18 protein-coding genes are annotated in these 20,054 nt (G+C 62.4%); 12 read left to right on the plus strand and 6 right to left on the minus strand.

Features of this window, described 5'->3' with window-relative positions:
• Positions 1-73 precede the first annotated feature (73 nt).
• The 3 genes from DEA8626_RS12680 to DEA8626_RS12690 form a co-directional block, all read right to left on the minus strand.
• On the minus strand, positions 74-415 hold the full coding sequence (locus DEA8626_RS12680; protein WP_108853607.1) for a DUF2853 family protein: 342 nt from the start codon (positions 413-415) through the stop codon (positions 74-76).
• Positions 416-623: 208 nt separating this feature from the next.
• Positions 624-2,018 (minus strand): adenosylhomocysteinase, encoded by a 1,395-nt coding sequence (gene ahcY, locus DEA8626_RS12685; protein ID WP_108853608.1) that lies wholly within the window; start codon positions 2,016-2,018, stop codon positions 624-626.
• 231 nt (positions 2,019-2,249) lie between these two features.
• Entirely contained in the window at positions 2,250-2,561 is a 312-nt protein-coding gene (locus DEA8626_RS12690) for a hypothetical protein (RefSeq protein WP_108853609.1), read from the minus strand.
• 191 nt (positions 2,562-2,752) lie between these two features.
• Here DEA8626_RS12690 and DEA8626_RS12695 point away from each other — a divergent pair, with 191 nt between their 5' ends.
• On the plus strand, positions 2,753-3,322 hold the full coding sequence (locus tag DEA8626_RS12695) for an HD domain-containing protein (protein WP_438502436.1): 570 nt from the start codon (positions 2,753-2,755) through the stop codon (positions 3,320-3,322).
• Positions 3,323-3,557: 235 nt separating this feature from the next.
• Positions 3,558-4,439 (plus strand): LysR family transcriptional regulator, encoded by an 882-nt coding sequence (locus tag DEA8626_RS12700; protein ID WP_108853611.1) that lies wholly within the window; start codon positions 3,558-3,560, stop codon positions 4,437-4,439.
• Here the strand turns inward: DEA8626_RS12700 and DEA8626_RS12705 are convergent.
• The 3 genes from DEA8626_RS12705 to DEA8626_RS12715 all read right to left on the minus strand — a co-directional run bounded on the left by DEA8626_RS12705 (position 4,436) and on the right by DEA8626_RS12715 (position 6,097).
• Positions 4,436-4,750 carry an H-NS histone family protein gene (locus DEA8626_RS12705; RefSeq protein WP_108853612.1) on the minus strand — a complete coding sequence of 105 codons (315 nt, stop codon included), beginning with the start codon at positions 4,748-4,750 and terminating at the stop codon, positions 4,436-4,438. The genes DEA8626_RS12700 and DEA8626_RS12705 overlap by 4 nt on opposite strands.
• Positions 4,751-4,849: 99 nt before the next feature.
• Entirely contained in the window at positions 4,850-5,404 is a 555-nt protein-coding gene (locus tag DEA8626_RS12710) for an ActR/PrrA/RegA family redox response regulator transcription factor (RefSeq protein WP_108853613.1), read from the minus strand.
• A 57-nt stretch (positions 5,405-5,461) separates the two neighbouring features.
• On the minus strand, positions 5,462-6,097 hold the full coding sequence (locus DEA8626_RS12715) for an SCO family protein (RefSeq protein WP_108853614.1): 636 nt from the start codon (positions 6,095-6,097) through the stop codon (positions 5,462-5,464).
• A gap of 90 nt (positions 6,098-6,187) precedes the next feature.
• Here DEA8626_RS12715 and regB point away from each other — a divergent pair, with 90 nt between their 5' ends.
• The 10 genes from regB (at position 6,188) to DEA8626_RS12765 (ending at position 20,041) form a co-directional block, all read left to right on the plus strand.
• Entirely contained in the window at positions 6,188-7,603 is a 1,416-nt protein-coding gene (regB, locus tag DEA8626_RS12720) for a sensor histidine kinase RegB (protein ID WP_108853615.1), read from the plus strand.
• 262 nt (positions 7,604-7,865) lie between these two features.
• Positions 7,866-9,323, plus strand: a complete 1,458-nt coding sequence (locus DEA8626_RS12725; protein ID WP_245890856.1) for a PAS-domain containing protein — start codon at positions 7,866-7,868, stop codon at positions 9,321-9,323.
• Positions 9,324-9,378: 55 nt separating this feature from the next.
• Positions 9,379-9,894 (plus strand): tRNA (adenosine(37)-N6)-threonylcarbamoyltransferase complex ATPase subunit type 1 TsaE, encoded by a 516-nt coding sequence (gene tsaE, locus DEA8626_RS12730; RefSeq protein WP_108853617.1) that lies wholly within the window; start codon positions 9,379-9,381, stop codon positions 9,892-9,894.
• Positions 9,887-10,906, plus strand: a complete 1,020-nt coding sequence (locus DEA8626_RS12735; RefSeq protein ID WP_108853618.1) for an aminoglycoside phosphotransferase family protein — start codon at positions 9,887-9,889, stop codon at positions 10,904-10,906. The genes tsaE and DEA8626_RS12735 overlap by 8 nt, the downstream gene beginning before the upstream one ends.
• Positions 10,882-11,580, plus strand: a complete 699-nt coding sequence (locus DEA8626_RS12740) for a nucleotidyltransferase family protein (protein WP_108853619.1) — start codon at positions 10,882-10,884, stop codon at positions 11,578-11,580. The genes DEA8626_RS12735 and DEA8626_RS12740 overlap by 25 nt, the downstream gene beginning before the upstream one ends.
• Positions 11,573-14,527 carry a double-strand break repair protein AddB gene (gene addB, locus DEA8626_RS12745; protein ID WP_108853620.1) on the plus strand — a complete coding sequence of 985 codons (2,955 nt, stop codon included), beginning with the start codon at positions 11,573-11,575 and terminating at the stop codon, positions 14,525-14,527. Before DEA8626_RS12740 ends, addB begins: the two co-directional genes overlap by 8 nt.
• A complete protein-coding gene (addA, locus tag DEA8626_RS12750; RefSeq protein ID WP_108853621.1) occupies positions 14,485-17,904 on the plus strand; it encodes a double-strand break repair helicase AddA in 3,420 nt (1,139 codons plus the stop codon). The genes addB and addA overlap by 43 nt, the downstream gene beginning before the upstream one ends.
• A gap of 57 nt (positions 17,905-17,961) precedes the next feature.
• A complete protein-coding gene (trxA, locus tag DEA8626_RS12755) occupies positions 17,962-18,282 on the plus strand; it encodes a thioredoxin (protein ID WP_108853622.1) in 321 nt (106 codons plus the stop codon).
• Between the two features lie 108 nt (positions 18,283-18,390).
• Positions 18,391-18,948 (plus strand): ATP-dependent protease subunit HslV, encoded by a 558-nt coding sequence (gene hslV / locus DEA8626_RS12760; RefSeq protein ID WP_108853623.1) that lies wholly within the window; start codon positions 18,391-18,393, stop codon positions 18,946-18,948.
• Positions 18,941-20,041, plus strand: a complete 1,101-nt coding sequence (locus DEA8626_RS12765) for a hypothetical protein (RefSeq protein ID WP_108853624.1) — start codon at positions 18,941-18,943, stop codon at positions 20,039-20,041. The genes hslV and DEA8626_RS12765 overlap by 8 nt, the downstream gene beginning before the upstream one ends.
• Positions 20,042-20,054: the final 13 nt, after the last annotated feature.

The raw sequence follows: 20,054 nt of genomic DNA on the forward strand, positions 1-20,054 counted from the left end.
GCTTGTCGAAACTGTTCGTTAACTCGGTCAATCGGACGCCCAGCGTGGCCCGGGCGCCCCGCAATCACGGCCGTCAGCGATAGACGGACTCCTTGCCGAAGTGCTTGACCAGCATGTAGTAAATGACGGCGCGGTACTTGTTGCGCTCGGCCCGGCCGTAGGTCTCGATGGCGGAATTGATCGCGGCCATGAGTTGAGGGCCATCGCTGAGGCCCAGCTTCTTGATCAGGAAGTTCTTCTTGACCGTCTCGAGCTCGGATTCCTGGCTGCCAGCGACGGTCGAGGCATCGGCGTCGTAGATCGACGGACCGCAGCCGATCGTCACTTTGGTCAGAAGGTCCATGTTCGGCGTCATGCCGCACTTTGTCCTCAGATCGTCGGCATATCTCGCGATCAACTCGTCTCTCTTGCCCATGGGTATTACTCCACTATCCCTGTTAAGACTGCATGAGGCATACGACGCCCGCATCCCCCCGCGCGGAAACTAAGTTGATTTCCGCAACCGGGCAAAGAAAAACTCACCCGCGTGCAGAATTGCAGGGGAAAATCCGCCGCTTTTGCCCATGTCCAACGGCAGGGGCCGGCCGGACGCGGTTTCAATTCGCCCGGCCGAAGGCCACTATTCAGTAGCGGTAGTGATCGGACTTGTACGGTCCATCGACTGTCACCCCGATGTAATCCGCTTGATCCAGCCGCAGCTCGGTCAGCTTGACCCCGATCTTCTTAAGATGCAGTCGTGCGACCTTCTCATCGAGATGCTTGGGCAGGATATAGACCCCCGGCTTGTAGTCCTTGCCCTTGGTCCAAAGCTCGATCTGCGCCAGCACTTGATTGGTGAAAGACGCGGACATCACGAACGAGGGGTGGCCGGTGGCGTTCCCGAGATTCAGCAGCCGCCCTTCAGAAAGAAGAATGATCCGGTTCCCGGACGGCATCTCGATCATGTCCACCTGGTCCTTGACGTTGGTCCATTTGTGGTTCTTGAGCGAGGTGACCTGAATCTCGTTGTCGAAATGGCCGATGTTTCCGACGATCGCCATGTCCTTCATCTCGCGCATGTGCTCGATCCGGATGACGTCCTTGTTGCCGGTCGTGGTAATGAAGATGTCCGCGTCCCGGACGACATCTTCCAGCACGACGACTTCGTAGCCGTCCATAGCCGCCTGCAGCGCGCAGATCGGGTCGATCTCGGTGATCTTCACGCGAGCGCCCGCGCCGCGAAGCGAGGCGGCAGAGCCTTTGCCCACGTCACCGTAGCCGCAGACGACGGCGACCTTGCCGGCCATCATCGTGTCAGTCGCGCGGCGAATTCCGTCGACAAGACTTTCCTTGCAGCCGTACTTGTTGTCGAATTTTGACTTGGTGACGGAGTCGTTCACATTGATCGCCGGAAAGGGCAGCAGGCCCTTTTTGTGCAGGTCGTATAGCCTGTGCACGCCGGTTGTGGTTTCCTCGCTCACACCCTTGATCGCATCCCGTTGTCTTGTGAACCAGCCGGGGCTTTCCTTCAGTCGTTTCTTGATCTGGTTGAAAAGGCAGACCTCTTCCTCCGAGGTTGGTGTCTCGATCAGGTCCGTTTCGCCATTCTCAACCCGCGCGCCCATGAGGATGTAAAGCGTCGCGTCCCCGCCATCGTCGAGGATCATGTTCGCCGTGCCTTCCTCGAACTGGAAGATTTTGTCGGTATAGGCCCAGTAGTCTTCAAGCGTCTCGCCCTTTATGGCGAAGACCGGGACGCCGCTCTCGGCGATCGCGGCGGCGGCGTGATCCTGGGTGGAGAATATGTTGCATGACGCCCACCGAATGTCCGCGCCAAGCACCTTCAGAGTCTCGATGAGGACCGCGGTCTGGACTGTCATGTGCAGACTGCCGGCGATCCGGGCACCTGTCAGCGGCTTGGTGGCACCGAATTCCTCGCGCAGGGCCATGAGCCCCGGCATCTCGGTTTCGGCGATGTCGAGCTCCTTGCGGCCATAGGCGGCCAGAGCGATATCCCTGACGACATAGTCTTTCGGCATGAGCCGTGCTCCCGATGAATTCCGTTGCCGCCCAGATAGCATTGCGCGGGTCGGGCGGCAATCTGTCAGGTTCCGCCAAGACTCCGGGAATCTCAGTATGGCCGCCGCCTTCGCGGTGCATCATGCAGAGCAAGTGGGGGAACAGGCGCACCTCGAAACTAAGGCGAGTTGTGCCTCAATACACGATAGTTTGGGCAGGTTTGCCACCGGGTGGCGACCTCGTCACGGGTATCAGCCGGAGACCCGCTCAGCCTCGCTGTTGCGCTTCATTTGCCAGCTCGTGCCAGTGGCCAGAACGCAGCTTCTCCCATCGGGCTGCGTCAGCACGATTGTGAAGCTGCCGGTTTCGGAAGAACTCCAAAGCTCGACAAGTTGCTGCGGCCCGCTCAGGCCGGCGCCGGTCTGGCGCTCGCCGTATCCACCCGCGAGCTTTTCGATTAGGTGACCGCGTTCGAAGCAGGGAAGGATTTGTTGCGCATGGGACGGCGGGGCGAGAGCGGCCGCGCCGAGAACGAGAGCTAAGGTGAAGGTTCGTTTGAACACGGCGTCGTCCTTTCGTGTAGGGGCGCCGCCTGTCGGATCGGCTGCCCGCAGGTTGTAGGTACCTTCAGACTTGGTGGCGCGATCCGGCTTTTGCCATTAACTCTCTGACACGTTCGCGTCAGCGATTGCGAGGCGAGGAACAAGGAAGGGAACCTGGAATGCCACCAAAGCAGCCACGCGCTTGGCAACGCATGCTTTCGGGCCGCAGGCTCGATCTTCTCGATCCGACGCCGATGGATATCGAGATCGAGGATATCGCCCATGGCCTGGCCTTCGTCGCCCGCTGGAACGGTCAGACCGTCGGCGATTGGCCCTACTCAGTGGCGGAGCATTCGCTGCTGGTCGAACAGCTTTTTTCCCGCGCAAATCCGGGGATCGCGGCGCGCTGGCAGCTTGCCGCCCTTCTCCACGACGCGCCGGAATATGTGATCGGCGACATGATCAGTCCGGTGAAGGCGGCGGTTGGGCCGGGTTACGGCGCGCTCGATGATCGGCTCGCGGCGGCAATTCATCTGCGCTTCGGACTGCCCGCGCAGCTTCCCGCCGCGATCAAGAAAGGAATCAAGCGGGCTGACCGCATTTCGGCTTGGCTGGAAGCAATCCAGATCGCGGGCTTTAGCCGAGCAGAGGCGGACCGCTTCTTTGGTGCGCCGGACGAAGCGCTGGTGCGAGGGGCCAGGATACGCCCGCGCGCACCCGTCGAGGCGCGCGCGGAGTTTCTGGCAACGCATTCCCGGCTCATGCAGGCCGCCATTGCCTAGAGGTGCAGCCCAGCCAGAGATAGCCAGCTGCGACGGCGGCGGCGATCATGGCAAGGATCGGGCCGACGTCCGGTGTCGTGACGCGTGGTCGGCATGAGCGTCGCGATGCGGTAGGTATCTGCAAGAATGCTTAACATATGATAGTCCTCCTGCTAAGAGCGATGTATCGAAGATAGAAGATGTTTGTTATTTTTCTGAGTCAGAAGGGTTTCAGACTTGTTAGCTAAACTATCATATGCCTGACATCGACTGGCTTCATCTGCCACCGCTGCCAGCGTTGCGGGCGTTCGAGGCGACGTCGCGTTTGGGCGGCTTCAGCGCTGCGGCGCGGTCGCTCAACGTTACGCATGCCGCCGTCGCGCAGCAGGTTCGTGCGCTCGAGGCGGCGCTCGGAGTACCGCTGGTTACGAGAAGCGGCCGAAACCTGGCACTGTCGTCGGAAGGAGCAGCGCTTGCCGCGGCTCTCACCGAAAGTTTTGGCGCCATTCAGTCGGCCGTGGACGACCTCAGGATTGGCGCCGAGAGCCTGCCGGTAACGATCACGCTCACACCGGCTTTCGCCAACAACTGGCTAATGCCGCGGCTTGGCAGGCTATGGGCTGATCACCCCGACATTGCAGTGTCGCTCAGGCCCGATCCCAATGTGCTAGACCTCAGGCGCGAACGCATCGATTTCGGGATACGGTTCGGGATGGGAGAGTGGCCCGGCGTCGAGGCGCGATATCTGACGTCAGCTCGCTATGTCGTCGTGGGTGCGCCGGCCCTGTTCGAGGGGCGCGAAAATCTCTCGCCCGCCGAAATGGCGGGGCTTCCCTGGATCCTGGAGGAACATTGGCCCGAACAGCGGAGCTGGATTATCTGTTGCACGGGCCTTGACCCCGACATGCTCTCCATCACTGAGTTTGGGAACGAAGAACTGGCGCTTGCCGCAGCGCGCCAAGGCTATGGGCTTCATCTGAGCGCGACCGCCTTGGTGGAGCACGACCTTGCCGCGGGCAACCTGCGCCTCGCATTCGAGGCCGATGAGGAGGGGCCCGGCTACTTCATCGTGACACCGAAAGGGTCGGTCCGGGCGGCTGCCCGAACCGTCATCCGGTGGCTTCTGAAAGCTGTCTAGATCGCGACATCTTCGAGGGTCTTGCCCGATTTCAGAGCAGCTTCGACCCAGCGCGGCCTGCGGCCCCGGCCGGTCCAGGTTTCAGACTTGTTGGCAGGATTGGCATATTTGGGCTTTGCCGGCCTGCGCTTTTTGACAGCTGAGGCGCCGACCAGTTCGTTCAGTGAGTATCCCATCGCCTTGGCTTTCTCTTCGACTGCCGCCAAGGCTTCACGTTTCTTTCGCTCTTCAAAGTCGCTGATTTTACGGGTTACGCGCTTCTGAAGATCCTTCAGGTCCTTGAGGGACAGTGTATCGAGATCAATCTTCACGGTTACTTTCCTTTCAATCCTACCCCATGAAGCGCAAGTAATAACGTCGCGCACGGGTTTGCAAGATCGACCCCTGTCCTAAAATACAGGATAGTCTATTTATTTTGGGCTTCTCTTGGCTAAAATCCGCTGCAGCGTGCGCCGATGCATGCTCAGTCGCCTTGCGGTTTCCGAAATATTGCGGTCGCACAATTCATAGACCCGCTGAATGTGTTCCCAGCGCACACGGTCTGCAGACATCGGATTATCGGGTGGTGGCGGTAGTGCGTCTCCCCGAGCGAGGAGCGCATTTGTCACATCGTTCGCGTCGGCAGGCTTGGACAGATAGTCGACCGCTCCGATCTTGACAGCCGCGACCGCCGTTGCAATCGCGCCGTAGCCGGTCAGAACGACGACACGGCAATCTGGCCGACGCTCATGCAGCACCTCTACGACGTCAAGGCCATTGCCGTCACCGAGCCTCAGGTCGACGACCGCATAAGCAGGCGGGCGCGTCTGGGCGATGCGGCGCCCTTCCGCGACTGTCTCGGCAGTCACGGGTTCGAAACCGCGTTTTTCCATCGCCCGGGCAAGTCGATTTACGAATGGTGCGTCGTCATCGACCAGCAGAAGGCTTCGATCCGGGCCGATTTCGTCGCTATCGCCGTCAGACATGCGAGTTTCCTGCTTCAGACTTACTCAGATTTATGACCAATGAGCGCGGGGGTCAAACTAGCTCGCGGCGGCGTCTATGAAGCAGGCTGCACGTTCGGCGATTACTTCCGGTGTCGTGTCGCGAGAGAAGAACTCGACGAAGCCGTGATCGGGAAGCATGAGATATGTATGTGTCGCGTGATCAACGAGATAGTATTCGTCCTCGGGGCTCTCGGGCACCTTGTAGTATGTTCGGTAGGTTTTCGCCACGTCCGCTATCTGATCGGGCGTGCCGGTCAGACCGATCATCCGCGGGTGAATGTAATCCGTCCATTCTTTGAGGACTTCGGGCGTGTCGCGTGTCGGGTCTACGGAGATAATGACCGGAGTTACGTCGTAGCCCTGCTCTTCCAATGCATCCACCGCTTCGGCGTTCCGCGCCGTGTCCATGGGGCAAACGTCCGGGCAGAACGTGTAGCCGAAATAGAGAAGGGTCGGCTTGGTAATGATATCCTTGTCCGTGACGCTTTGCCCGTTTTCATCTGTCAGTGTGAAAGTGCCACCAATGACCGTGCCGCCGGCTGCCATCCGTGTGGTCCGGCAATCCGAAAACTGATCGACTACGCCGTTGCGCGAAATCGAGTAAATGGCGATCAGGGCAATCGCCACCACCGAGGTCGCCGCGATCGAGTAGCTTCTTACCGAAACGGCCATGAATTTCCTCCTTCCCGGTCGGCGGCATTGATCGCGCATTCGGGGCCGACTATCAATCGGAACCGCCCGAATGCGACAACAGGACCCGCCATGACAACGCCGGCCCCCGGGACTGACATCCAAAGTGAGGGCGCGGAGATCGGCGCCCATATAGCGCATAGCGAATGGGTCAGGCTGCGGACGCTTGTCCTTCTCAGATGGATGGCAATCTCCGGTCAGGTCGTCGCGATCTTGGTCGCCTCAACCTACTACGATGTCGATCTCGATCTGGTTCTCTGCCTGCTTGTTGTCGGCGCTGCGGTGGCGGTGAACTTTTTCTCCGCTCTCGTGTATCCCGGAAGCAAGCGGCTGACCGAAACCGAGGCGATGCTCACGCTGTTGTTCGATACATCACAACTCGCGCTGCTTCTGTTCCTCACGGGGGGGCTTAACAATCCCTTCGCGCTTCTAATTCTCGCACCTGCGACCATCGCCGCGACGGCGCTTCAGACCCGCGCGACCGTCTTCCTCGGGGCCGCAACGATCACTCTCGTGACGATCCTCGCGTTTATCCACCTGCCGCTTCGACTGAAAGACGGTGCGGAGATCAGCGTGCCGCCCATCTTCGGCTTCGGCTTTTGGCTCGCCATCGTGATCGGTGTGGTTTTCCTGGGGCTCTACGCCCGGCGTGTCGCGTCCGAGATCCACTCTATGGGTGCAGCCCTTTTCGCGACGCAGGCGGCGCTTGCGCGCGAGCAGAAATTGACGGATCTGGGCGGCGTAATTGCCGCTGCCGCGCATGAGCTCGGTACGCCGCTCGCCACGATCAAACTCGTGAGCACCGAGCTCGCCGCTGAGCTCGCCGAAGATTCCGACTTACAGGCCGATGCGGAGCTTATACGTCAGCAAGCCGACCGCTGCCGCGATATTCTGCGCTCGATGGGCCGGGCCGGAAAGGACGACCTACATCTCCGCTCCGCACCATTTGCCGCCGTGATCCGCGAGGCTGCGGAACCGCATCTGAACCGAGGCAAGGCGCTGCACTTTCGGCTTCACGACGAACCGGCGCGTGACGGCAGTCAACCCACCATCGCCCGTAAGCCCGAAATCGTGCACGGACTTCGCAACCTTATTCAGAATGCGGTCGATTTCGCCCACGGAAACGTCTGGATCGACGCGAGTTGGACCGATCGGTCGCTTGCTGTGACGATCGCGGATGACGGCGACGGCTTTCCGCCGCAAATGATAGGCCGAATTGGTGATCCGCTGTTTCGGCGCAAGCGCGAAGACGGTCAAGTGAGGCGCCCGGAATATGAAGGCATGGGGTTGGGTCTCTTCATTGCGAAAACGCTCCTTGAGCGTACCGGCGCCATACTCAGTTTCCGGAACGGCGCCGATCCCTTTCTTTCAGAGGAAGAGCGGCCCGATCGTTCAGGCGCCAATATCGAGGTCGTCTGGCCCCGCGACCAAATCGAAATGGTGGCGAAAACGGGCGGACTTGGAGACAATCAGCCTGTTCTTGGATAGGCTGTTAACCATTCGTCTAAATTTCGCCAAAAGGTTGCGAAGTTAACGACACGTTAACTCTATAGATGAAGTTTGCCATCAAGGTGCGCAGACCCCGTAAGGTAATGGATTTGACATGGTTTCTCCGCTCGTGCTTGCGGCAGTTCTCGTTGCAACTTCTCTCACTGCCGCGCTTGCGGCCTTGCTACTCCTCTCAGTCATGCCCGCGCGGAGGCGCGCGAAACCGACATTGGCCTCTCTCGCCGCACCTCAGGAACAGGCCATGTTTCTTTTCGAGGAGCGTGAACTTCTGGACGCCACCGGCGCCGCGCGCACACTTCTCGATACGATCCACGCGCCGGGATCGGAATGGAGCAAGCTTGCAGCCTACCTTTCGCAGCGTATTCCGAATTTCGAAGCAGAAATCGCGACGCTCGCCGACAAGGGCGAAATCGAGCTCGAGGGCAAGGCCGGAACGGGCCTGACGCTTCGTGCGGAATGGCTCGGCCGGGTCGCGCGACTGACGCTGACGGATCTATCTGCTGAGGGTCAGAGCGTCCTCGTCGACAGCCTCTGCCTCCGCGCCCAGAAGGAAGAACTGAGCGCGCTACGCGAAACGCTCGGGTCGGCGCCGCTCCTGGTCTGGCGCACGGATGCGGATGGCGCGGTGTGTTGGGCCAACACCGCTTACCTCGACTGCGTAGTCGATACCCGCGGCCTGATGGAAGACGAACTCACCTGGCCTGTGCCGAAACTCTTTTCGAAAGCGGCAAGGGAGCCGGACAAGCCGAGGCGCGCAAAACTCGAAGGCCAACCCGAGACCTGTGCGCGCTGGTATGAGCTGCACAGTTTGCCAGCCGGCAGCGACCGTCTGAATTTCGCGCTTCCCGCCGATGGGGAAGTCAGGGCTGAAACCGCACTTCGCGAATTCATTCAGACGCTCACAAAAACCTTCGCTCATCTGCCCATCGGTCTTGCGATCTTCGACCGACAGCGCAAACTCGCTCTTTTCAATCCCGCACTCGTGGATCTGACCTCGATCGGCGCGGAATTCCTGTCGGCGCGGCCTACGCTCTTCGCGTTCCTCGACCGGCTTCGCGAGGCTCGTGTGATCCCCGAGCCGAAGGACTACCAGGGGTGGCGACAGCAGATGCTGGAGCTTGAGAAGGCTGCCGAAAGCGGCCTTTACGAAGAGACCTGGACACTCCCCTCGGGCCAGACCTACAGGGTTATCGGACGTCCGCATCCCGACGGCGCCGTGGCATTTCTGATCGAGGACATCACCGCCGAAATCACGCTGACGCGCCATTTCCGTTCGGAGATCGAGCTCGGTCAGTCAGTCGTCGACACGCTGGACGAAGCCATGGCCGTGTTTTCACCTGCCGGCGAACTCATCATGTCGAACACCTCCTATGATGCCCTCTGGGAGATCGATCCGGACGCCACGCTCGGCACAATCTCCATCGTGGATTCCATGCGGATCTGGCAGGGGACAGCCTTGCCGAACCCGGTCTTCGGTGAGGTTCGCGACTTCGTCTCCGACCTCACAGAGCGGGCGGAGTGGTCTTCGGACGTGAGGCTGTTGTGCGGTGATGTCCTCACGTGCCGCTGCGCCCCGCTCCCGGGCGGCGCGAGCCTGGTCGGGTTCGAACGGCGCGATGCAGGGCGCCCGCAACTTCGACGCGCGCCAAGAAGGCGGCGGCTGGCAGTGCCGGCGACGGCGGAGCGCGAGCAGGTCTGACCAACCAGCCGTGATGCGCCTTGCGGTTCCGACCCGGAGCGGTAAATGTCGCGCTATGCAAGCCACCGCCAGAGATTCCGCGCTGTCACTGACGCTGCCGAACGCGGCAGCCACTGCTGCTCTTGCAGAACGTCTGTCGCCGGAACTCCGATCAGGAGACGTCATACTTGTTCAAGGGCCGATCGGGGCGGGAAAGTCTCACTTCTGTCGCAGCCTCATCACCGCGCGCCTGGCAGCGCTCGGTCGTGCGGAAGACATCCCCTCGCCAACGTTCACTCTCGTCCAGACCTACGATTTGGACGGTATCGAGATATGGCACTGCGATCTCTATCGGCTCGGCTTGTCCGACGATCTCGCCGAGCTTGGTCTTGATGAGGCGTTCGAGACCGCGATCTGCCTTGTCGAATGGCCCGACAGGTTAGGCGATCGCGCACCTTCCGATGCGCTCACCTTGTCGCTCGTCCCAGATTCCGCCGGAGAAGCGCGCGAAGCGCAGCTTTCATCGACGGCGCCCCGCTGGCACCCCGTTATTGCCGGACTTTCGAACATGGCCGGAGAACTGGATGACTGAGGTGACGGAGCGCTGCGCGGCCTTCCTGTCGCATGCGGGCTGGGGCTGCGCGGAGCGGCAGGCGCTCGCCGGAGACGCATCTACGCGCCGGTACGAGCGCCTGGTGCAGAACGGCGAAAGCGCGGTACTCATGATCGCTCCTCCGGATAGCGGCGCGAGCACCCGCGACTTTGCACGGATGGCGACGTGGCTGCGCGAGCGCTGCTACTCGCCTCCTGCCCTATTGGCGGAAGATCACGTCTACGGGTTGCTACTTCTCGAGGACTTGGGCGATGCGCTGATCGCGCGCTTAATCGAGGACGATCCCAGACGTCAGCCGCAATTCTACTCCGCCGCAACCGACTTCTTGAGCGATCTGCGCCGCCACTCCACCCCCGAATTCGTCAAACCACTTGACGGCGCGGCGCTCGGGGCGCTCGTCGCACTGGTACCGCGATGGTACCTGCCCGGAGTTGGAGAGGCGCAGAACAGCGCTGCAAACGCGTTGCCGGAAGTGGTCGAGGCGGAGTACGAGCGGATCTCAACCGGTCCGCTGATCACGTCGCTTCGCGATTTCCACTCGGAGAACCTGATCTGGCTACCGGACCGAACCGGCTTGGCTCGGCTTGGGCTTCTGGACTTCCAGGACGCAGTGGCGGCGCATCCCGCCTATGATCTCGTCTCGCTTCTTCAGGACGCCCGCCGCGATGTGCCGGAAGAGATCGAACTGAATATGGTCGGCCGCTATGTCGAAGCCAACGGGGAGGATCCCGAACGCTTCGGCGCAATCTATTCCCTGCTAGGCGCGCAGCGCGCGCTTCGCATCATCGGGATATTCGCGCGCCTCTCCTTGCATCGCGGAAAGCCGCGCTATCTCGCCCACATTCCGCGTGTCTGGCGTTACCTCATGCGCAATCTCGCCCATAAGTCGCTGGAGCGGTTGGCCGCAGCGGTGAGCGAGGGGCTTCCTGAACCCACGCCCGAGCGCATTCGCAGGATCGAGGATCAATGCGGCAAGCACCCGACGCCCTGATGCTGTTTGCCGCCGGGCTTGGCACCCGGATGGGCGCGCTTTCGGCCTCGCGGCCGAAGCCGTTGGTAGAGGTTGCGGGGCGGCCATTGCTCGACCATGCGCTGATGCAGGCGGATGCGGCGGGGATTGGCCGGATCGTAATCAATCTCCACTATCTGCCAGAGCAGATTCGCGCGCATCTTGCAGATCGCAGCGATCTCTTGTTTTCGGACGAAACAGAGACGGTTCTAGAAACCGGTGGCGGGCTGAAAAATGCGTTGCCGGTCCTCGGGCCGGGGCCTGTATTCACACTCAATACCGACGCGGTCTGGACCGGCGCCAATCCGCTAGGCGAACTTCGTGCTGCCTGGGATCCGGCATCGATGGATGCGCTGCTATTGCTCGTGCCGAAGGACAGCGCGATCGGTCACGTTGGAGCAGGTGACTTCGATCTAAGCCGCCATGGCCGACTGACACGTGGCCGGGCGTTCGTGTACACCGGGGCGCAGATCCTCAATCCCGCGGGGCTCGCTGCAATCGAAGAGACCGCCTTTTCGCTCAACGTACTTTGGGATCGGATGCTGGCCGAAGGGCGGCTCTTCGGCATCGTACATCAGGGGCACTGGTGCGACGTCGGACGGCCCGAGTCGATTGCTCTTGCCGAAACGCTTATTCGGGAGGGCGGCAATGTTTGAGCCGCAGGACAGCCCGCGGCTTTTCGGCATGCCGCCGGGGACCGACTTTCCGCGCGCGGTCGTCCGCGGAATTGTCGAACGCATGGATGGGGCGGCAGCCGAGGCGACGGCCCGCGTCACGCTCTACGTCAATTCTGCGCGCATGCTTCGAAGTGTCCGCACCGCCTTCGACGCTCACGGCGCGCGCTTCTTGCCGCGGCTGCGGCTCGTGACAGACCTGGGCCGGGACCCGATGGCCGGTCTTCCGGCTGCCGTACCGCCGCTGCGGCGGCGGCTACAACTTTCAAGGCTCATCAAGCGCCTGGTGGTGCATGAGCCAGATATCGCCGCTGACACCACCATCTATGACTTAGCCGACAGTCTTGCACGGCTGATCGACGAGATGCACGGCGAAGGCGTCAGTCCCGACGCGTTCGAGGCCTCCGAGGTTGCAGAGAACCACGCCGCTCACTGGGAACGCAGCCTGGCATTTCTTCGGATCGTCGCGCCCTACTTCGGACTGGACGCCCCACCCGATGTAGAAGCACGCCAACGCCAGGTGATCGAATCCTTGGCGCGACGCTGGACTGATGAACCCGTGACCGATCCTGTTATCGTGGCCGGCTCCACCGGATCGCGCGGGGCGACGGCGGCGTTCATGCGAGCGGTCGCGAACTTGCCTCAAGGCGCGGTCGTTCTGCCGGGCGTCGATTTCGAGATGCCGCAGAGAGCCTGGGACAGCCTATCGTCGGGGCCGATACCGGGCGAGGATCATCCGCAATACCGCTTCCTGCACCTGACTAGGCGGATGGGAACGACGCCCGATTCTATTCGCATATGGTCGGACGACACTGCGCCCGATCCGGCGCGGAACCGGCTCATCTCGCTCGCGCTAAGGCCTGCGCCTGTGACTGACCAATGGATTGAGGATGGCGCCGCTCTCGGCGCGCTCACTCCGATGGTCCAGGGACTGACGCTGATTGAGGCCGGATCTCCGCGAGAGGAGGCGCAGGCCATCGCCGTCTGCCTGCGCGATGCGGCAGAAACAGGCTGCACGGCCGCTCTGATCACGCCGGATCGGATGCTGACGCGGCGGGTCGCCGCGGCGCTCGACCGCTGGGGCATCGTTCCCGACGACAGCGCGGGCGAGCCGCTATCGCAATCGGCGCCGGGGCGATTTCTGCGCCATACGGCAGAGCTTCTCGGCGCTCGTCTTTCAACCGAGGCGCTGCTCGTGCTTCTGAAGCATCCGCTTACGTCAACCGGCGCGGATACGCGCGGCGACCATTTGCGTTTCACCCGAGATCTGGAATTGCGACTGCGACGCTATGGACCCGCTTTCCCGACGCCTGGAGATCTGATGGTCTGGGCGAAGGCGCATGGCGAGGGGGAGCGCATCACTTGGGCAGAGTGGCTCGGCCAGGTGTTCTGGGCTGTCGAGGGTGTCGGTGAACGGCCACTGCCCGAAATAGCAGAAACGCATTTGACGCTTTGCGAAGACCTTGCGGCGGGACCTGGGGGCCAGCGTTCGGCAAGCAAGCTTTGGCGCAAGGAGGCAGGACGCGCCGCGCGCGCCAAGATGGAGGAAATCCGGCGGGAGGCTAGCCACGGCGGCACGTTTCGGCCGCACGAATATGCCGATCTGGTCGGTGCTCTGCTTCGCGACGGATCTGTCCGGCGCACCGAGCGCACGCATCCGAACATCATGATCTGGGGAAGGCTCGAGGCGCGCGTCCAAGGCGCGGACCTCGTGATTCTCGCGGGCCTCAACGATGGGGTCTGGCCGGAAAACCCTGCTCCGGATCCCTGGCTCTCGCGGCAGATGAGGCTGAAGGCGGGTCTTCTGTTGCCCGAACGGCGTGTCGGTCTATCCGCACACGACTTTCAGCAGGCCGCCGGCGCGCGCCGGGTGATCCTGTCCCGCGCCATCCGCGACGCCGAAGCGCAGACCGTCCCGTCGCGCTGGCTTGTCCGGCTTACCAATCTCCTGAACGGCCTGCCTGTCTCAGGGGGCACGGAAGCGCTGGCTTTGATGCGCGCGCGCGGCAAAGCGTGGCTCGAAATCGGGCGAGCCGTCGATCTGCCGTGTCGGGAACACCGGGCGAAGAAGGCGCCCCGCCCCGCCCCGCGCCCGCCAATCGAAGCACGTCCGACAGCGCTTCCGGTAACCGCGATTCAGCAACTGATTCGCGACCCCTACGCGGTCTATGCTGAGCGCATCCTGCGCCTCCGTCCGCTCGACCCGCTACGTGCAGCGCCTGACGCGCGGCTGCGCGGAAAGGTGTTGCACGAAATCGTCGAGTCTTTCATCCGCGATCGCCCCGCGAGTGAAGGCCTCGCCGAAGCGCGCGCGCGGCTGTTGGCGCTGGCACAGGCGAAGCTCGCCGAGGACATTCCCTGGCCCAGCGCCCAGCGATTGTGGCTGAGCCGCCTTTCGCGGATTGCCGACACATTTCTGACGTCCGAGCTCGCGCGCCAGGAGCTTGGCGTGCCGTTTCTTCTTGAAGAAAAAGGCTCTATTTCACTTGAGAATTTGGTTTTCACGTTGATTGCCAAGCCGGACCGGATCGATCTTCTCAATGACGGCCGTGTGCATATCTTCGACTATAAGACCGGTGCGCCACCCTCAGACAAAAAACAGCGGGTCTTCGACAAGCAACTCCTGCTAGAAGCGGCGATGGCGGAACGTGGCGCCTTCGCTGAGCTTGGTCCAAGGGAGGTGGCAGGCACCACCTACATCCATCTCGGTGGTGACGGCGGCGAGCGGCCGGGCATCGAGGGCGACGGGCTGGTAGAGCAGACATGGGTGGAACTGCACCGGCTGATCGGCAGGTACGGCCAGCCGCAGACCGGTTACATCTCCCGCCGCGCGGTGTTCGAAATCCGCCATCGCGGCGACTACGACCACCTCGCACGTTTCGGCGAATGGATGGCAGGCGACAAATCCGAACCGGAGGACGTCGGTTGAACCGCAACGACGCGAGCCAAAACCAGATCCGCGCCGCCGATCCGGCGCAGTCAATCTGGCTGTCGGCCAATGCCGGGTCCGGCAAGACACGCGTGCTGATCGACCGGGTGGCACGGCTTCTGCTCGGCGGGACAGAACCTCAGCGCATTCTGTGCCTCACCTACACCAAGGCAGCGGCCAGCGAGATGCAGAACCGCCTGTTCGACCGGCTGGGCAACTGGGCAATGCTGCCGGAGTCAGAGTTGAACGAAGCACTGCGTGACCTCGGAGTCGAAGATCGTATCAATGCGGAGACACTGGCGGGGGCCCGCAGGCTCTTTGCGCGCGCGATCGAGACGCCGGGAGGGCTGAAGATCCAAACGATCCATTCGTTCTGCGCCGCTATCCTGCGCCGCTTCCCGCTCGAAGCGCGGGTTTCTCCGAACTTTTCCGAACTCGACGATCGCGCCGCGCGGCTGATGCGCCAGGACATCGTCGAGGAAATCGCGGCGGGACCGGACGCCACGGTGTTTGATGCTCTGGCCACGCATGGCCTATCCGAGGACCTGATGCCATTTCTGGGCGAAATCTGCCGAAACAGAGACTATTTTTCCGAGGAACTTTCACGCAGTGAAGCTCTCGCCATGTTCAGTTTAAGTGAGGGTTTTGATGACAAAGCGGCCTACAAGTCCGCTTTCGAGGGCGGCGAATCCGCGCTGATCGACGAGGTGGCGCCGATCCTTGAGTTGCAAAGCAAGACGATGGTCGAGCTTGCTGCGACGTTGCGGAACATCGAGCCATGCTTGCGGCCTGAAGAAGCATTCTACGCGCTTCGCGAGGTCTTCCTTTACCGCAAGGACGGACGCTTCCGGGCGGAGGCCAAGACCGCCAGCGTCCCCACGAAGAAGGCGCAGGAGGCGCTTGGGCCACTGCTCGGCGAGTTCCACGCGCTGATGGCGCGCGTGGCGGAAGCTCAAGATAAGCTCTACTCGCTCACTGCCGCCGAGCGGACCTATGCTCTTCATCGCTTCGCCCGCGTCTTCCTGCCGCTTTACGAGGAGCGCAAAGCGCGGTCCGGCAGGCTCGACTTCGACGACCTCATCACACGGTCTGCGGCGCTATTGTCCGACCGGCTGGCGACCTCCTGGGTTCTCTACAAGCTCGACGGCGGGATCGACCACATTCTCGTCGACGAGGCGCAGGATACGAGTCCGCAGCAATGGAAGGTCATCGAGCGACTGGCGGAGGAGTTTACGGCAGGCGAGGGCGCGGGGGGAAAAGAACGGACGGTTTTCGTCGTCGGCGACATGAAGCAGTCAATCTACTCTTTCCAGGGTGCCGACCTGCGCGCTTTCGAGGCCATGCGCGACCATTTTCGGGCTAAGTATGAGGGTATTGCGACGCCTTTTCAGGAGCGTCTACTCACGCATTCCTTCCGCTCGTCCGAGGCAATTCTGAAAGCCGTCGATCTGACCTTCGACGAACGTGTCAATCGTGGACTTGGGGGGCCGCTGAAACATGTGGCCTTCCGCACGGACCTGCCCGGCCGCGTCGACCTTTGGGAAGCCGTGCCAAGGGCGGAGAAGCCTGAAGAGAGGGAGTGGTTCGATCCGGTCGACCTTTTGCCCGACGATCATCACACCGTGATCCTCGCAAACCGGATCGCGGTCGAAATACGCCGGATGATCGATGCCGGCACCCGTATTTCGACCCGCGACGGCGAGAAGACACTTGACGAAGGCGACATCGTGATCCTCGTCCAGCGCCGGTCGGAGCTGTTTCACGAAATCATCCGCGCTTGTAAGGCGGCGGGACTTGAGATCGCCGGCGCGGACCGCTTGCGACTGGGCGGAGAACTCGCTGTGCGCGACATCGCGGCGCTCATGAACTTCCTCGCAACGCCCGAGGACGATCTGTCGCTCGCCGCCGCGCTGAGATCGCCGCTTTTCGGCTGGAGCGAGGGGCAGCTTTACAGCTTGGCGCAGGGTAGGGGCGAAGGGGTGTATCTCTGGTCTGCACTGCGAGAGAAATCGCAGGAACATGCGGAAACCCTTCGCATTCTCGACGATCTCCGGGGCCAGGCGGATTTCCTCAGGCCTTACGACCTGATCGAGCGGCTGCTCACACGGCACGACGGGCGGCGTCGGCTCATCGGTCGGCTTGGACAGGAAGCCGAGGACGGGATCGATGCTCTTCTCGCCCAGGCCCTGGCATTCGAGCAATCCGAAGTGCCAAGCCTGACGGGTTTCATCGTTTGGATGGAAACCGATGACGTCGAAGTGAAAAGGAGGCTCGATTCCGCCTCGAAGGCGGTCCGCGTCATGACCGTGCACGGTGCGAAGGGTCTCGAGGCGCCCGTTGTCTTCCTTCCTGACACGGCCAAGCCACGCAACGACATTCGCGAGGAAATCTACAGAATCAACGACCAGGCCGTCTGGCGAACCCGCACCGATGAAAGTCCCGAAATCATCGCCGAAGAACGCGCAGCCTTGAAGATGCAGCAGGAGGAGGAGCGGATGCGCCTTCTTTATGTGGCGATGACACGGGCAGAGGTCTGGCTGATCACCTGCGGCGCGGGCGAGATGGGGGAGGGAACCGAGAGCTGGTACCGTCTCGTCGAGGCGGGGCTTGAGAAGGCAGGCGCAGCGCGGCGGAGTCCGGACGGGTCCGAGTTCGAGTTCGGACCGGGCCTTCGGCTCGAACACGGCAACTGGCCTGCACCGATGAAAGTCGAGAGCGTGGCGCCCAGGGCTGCGCAGGATCTTCCTGGCTGGATTGCGACGCCCGCGCCAACCCCGCCGGCGCCCGATACGGCGCTTTCGCCCTCTGCCCTTGGCGGCGCAAAGGCGTTGCCGGGCGAGGAGGGGCTCGACGAAGACAGTGCGAAGCGGCGCGGTACGCGACTTCATGCGCTGCTGGAGCATCTGCCGCTTTGGCGCGAAGCGGACTGGCCTGCGACGGCCGAGGCGCTTTTGGCCACAGGAGAGGACCCGGCCGGACCGGATGATGCCGCCGAACTGCTCGCGGAAGCGCGCGGCGTGCTCCTGTCCGAGGACATGAATCCGTTCCTCGTCCCCGGGGCGCTAGCCGAGGTGGAGATTGCGGCGCCCGTCGCCGAGTTGTCCGGTCGCGTTCTGCATGGAACGATCGACCGGCTTCTCGTGACTGCAGACCGGGTCGTCGCGGTCGATTACAAGTCAAACGCCATTGTCCCGGCGCGGCCCGAAGACGTGCCGGACGGCATTCTGAGGCAGATGGGGGCCTACGCTGCGATGCTCGGCCAGATCTATCCCGACCGCCCGATCGAGACCGCGATCCTCTGGACGCGGACCGGACGCCTCATGCCGCTGCCTCCCGATATCGTGAGGGCGGCACTTCGATCCACTACCATCCCTTGACGCCGTTCGGGCTCGACCATACCTTTCGCGCAACGCTTCACGCACTGGAGACTGCCCATGGCCACCGTTCCCGTTACCGACGCCACTTTTGACAACGAAGTCCGCCAATCGCCGATCCCGGTCGTCGTGGACTTCTGGGCCGAATGGTGCGGCCCCTGCAAGCAGATCGGCCCCGCGCTTGAAGAGCTTTCCGCTCAGTTCGAAGGCAAGGTGAAGATCGTGAAGGTTAACGTGGACGAGAACCCCGATTCGCCGGCGCAGATGGGCGTGCGCGGCATTCCGGCACTGTTCATGTTCAAGGACGGGCAGATCGTTTCGAACAAGGTCGGCGCAGCGCCGAAAGCGGCGCTTCAGAGTTGGATCGAGTCGGCGATCTGAGGCAGTTCTTCCACATCGAGCACGGGGCGCCTTCGGGCGCCCTTTTGCTGCGCCGGTTGCGGCCGGTGGGCGGCAAGGCCATATAGGGCCGGACGAACGGAGGGTTTGATGGCAGACGAGACATTTCCCGGCTGGCATGGCACGACGATCATCGGCGTCCGGCGCGGCGGCGAGGTGGTGGTGGCGGGCGACGGTCAGGTGAGCCTGGGTCAGACTGTCATCAAGGGCACTGCGAAGAAGGTCCGGCGTCTCGCGCCCGGCGGACAGGACGTTGTCGTCGGGTTTGCGGGCTCGACGGCGGATGCTTTCACTCTGCTTGATCGCCTCGAGAAGAAACTCGAGGCTGCGCCCGGTCAGCTCACTCGCGCCTGCGTGGAGCTTGCCAAGGACTGGCGAACCGACAAGTATCTGCAGAAGCTCGAAGCCATGCTGATTGTCACCGACGGCAAGACGCTTCTCGTCGTGACCGGCGCGGGCGATGTGCTTGAACCCGAACATGACGTCGCCGCCATCGGCTCGGGCGGCAATTTCGCGCTGGCCGCGGCGCGCGGGCTGATGGAAACCGATCTGTCCGCCGAAGACGTCGCCAAGAAGGCAATGGCCATCGCCGCCGAAATCTGCGTTTACACGAACGGCAACCTGACGTTGGAAACCATCCGTGCCTGACGACCAGACCGCTTTCGGAGCAGACGATCTGCGCGCCGCTGTCGCCGCCGGTATCGTGACCGAAGCGCAGGCAGCAGGCATCACGGCCCTTGCCCACGACCGCGCCGGCAGGCGCGCGAGCCTTCCTGCCGAGGACGAGCCGTTCGAATTCTTCCGCGGCTTTGCCGAGATCTTCATCGCCATCGGACTCGCGATCCTTCTCGGGGGTGTCGCGCTGCTGCTCAGCATCATCGGAGGCATCACGATCCTTATCGCGATTCCGGCGATGATAGCGGCCATGGCATGGTGGATGGCAAGGTACTTCACTCTGAACCGGCGGATGAACCTGCCGTCCATGGTACTGGTGAGTGCCTATTCCAGCGGAATCTACGTTTCTGCCCTGACCTTCTTGTCCCAGTCGTCGCTCGGGCTGAAGGGTATCGCCTTCGCCGCATCCATCATTTCGGTCGGCGCAACTGCGCTCTGGTTCCGGCGCTTCAAGCTGCCGTTCTCGATGTTCGTCCTCGGGCTTTTCGCGCTGATGGCGATCTATGCGCTCTTCACGCACTACCGCCCCGGCAGCGACTTGACGAACGTTGACAACTGGGCGCTCACGTTCCTGCCTCAGGCGGACCTGTCGCTGGCCTCGCTTGTCTTCGGGATAGGGGCCTTCGTCGGTGCGATGTGGTTCGATCTTCGCGACCGCTATCGCATCGGCCGCCACGCGGCGACTGCATTCTGGCTGCACATCCTCGCTGGCGCCGCGCTTGTGAACACGGTCGCCGGTAATCTCTACGGCGGCGGCGGAGGCGCGAATATCCTGCCGACCGCGCTCGCGCTTCTTGGTTTCGCGCTTGTCGCCTTAATCATCGACCGGCGATCGATGCTGACCGCGGGAATTGTCTACATCGCTGCGCTCATCTACTGGGCAGTCGCCGGCGACGGAACGGCCAGCCTGAAGGACTGGGCCGTGATCCTCATCATCCTCGGCGCCTTTTTCACGTTGCTGGGCACCTGGTGGGTCCAGCTTCGCGCCGCTCTCATGCGCGCCCTTCCGGACTTTCCTGGCAAGAGCCGACTTCCGCCGTGGTACGGGGTGGGCCCGACCGATTGATCGGCCGGGCCGA

The organism is Defluviimonas aquaemixtae (assembly GCF_900302475.1).
Lineage (GTDB): Bacteria > Pseudomonadota > Alphaproteobacteria > Rhodobacterales > Rhodobacteraceae > Albidovulum > Albidovulum aquaemixtae.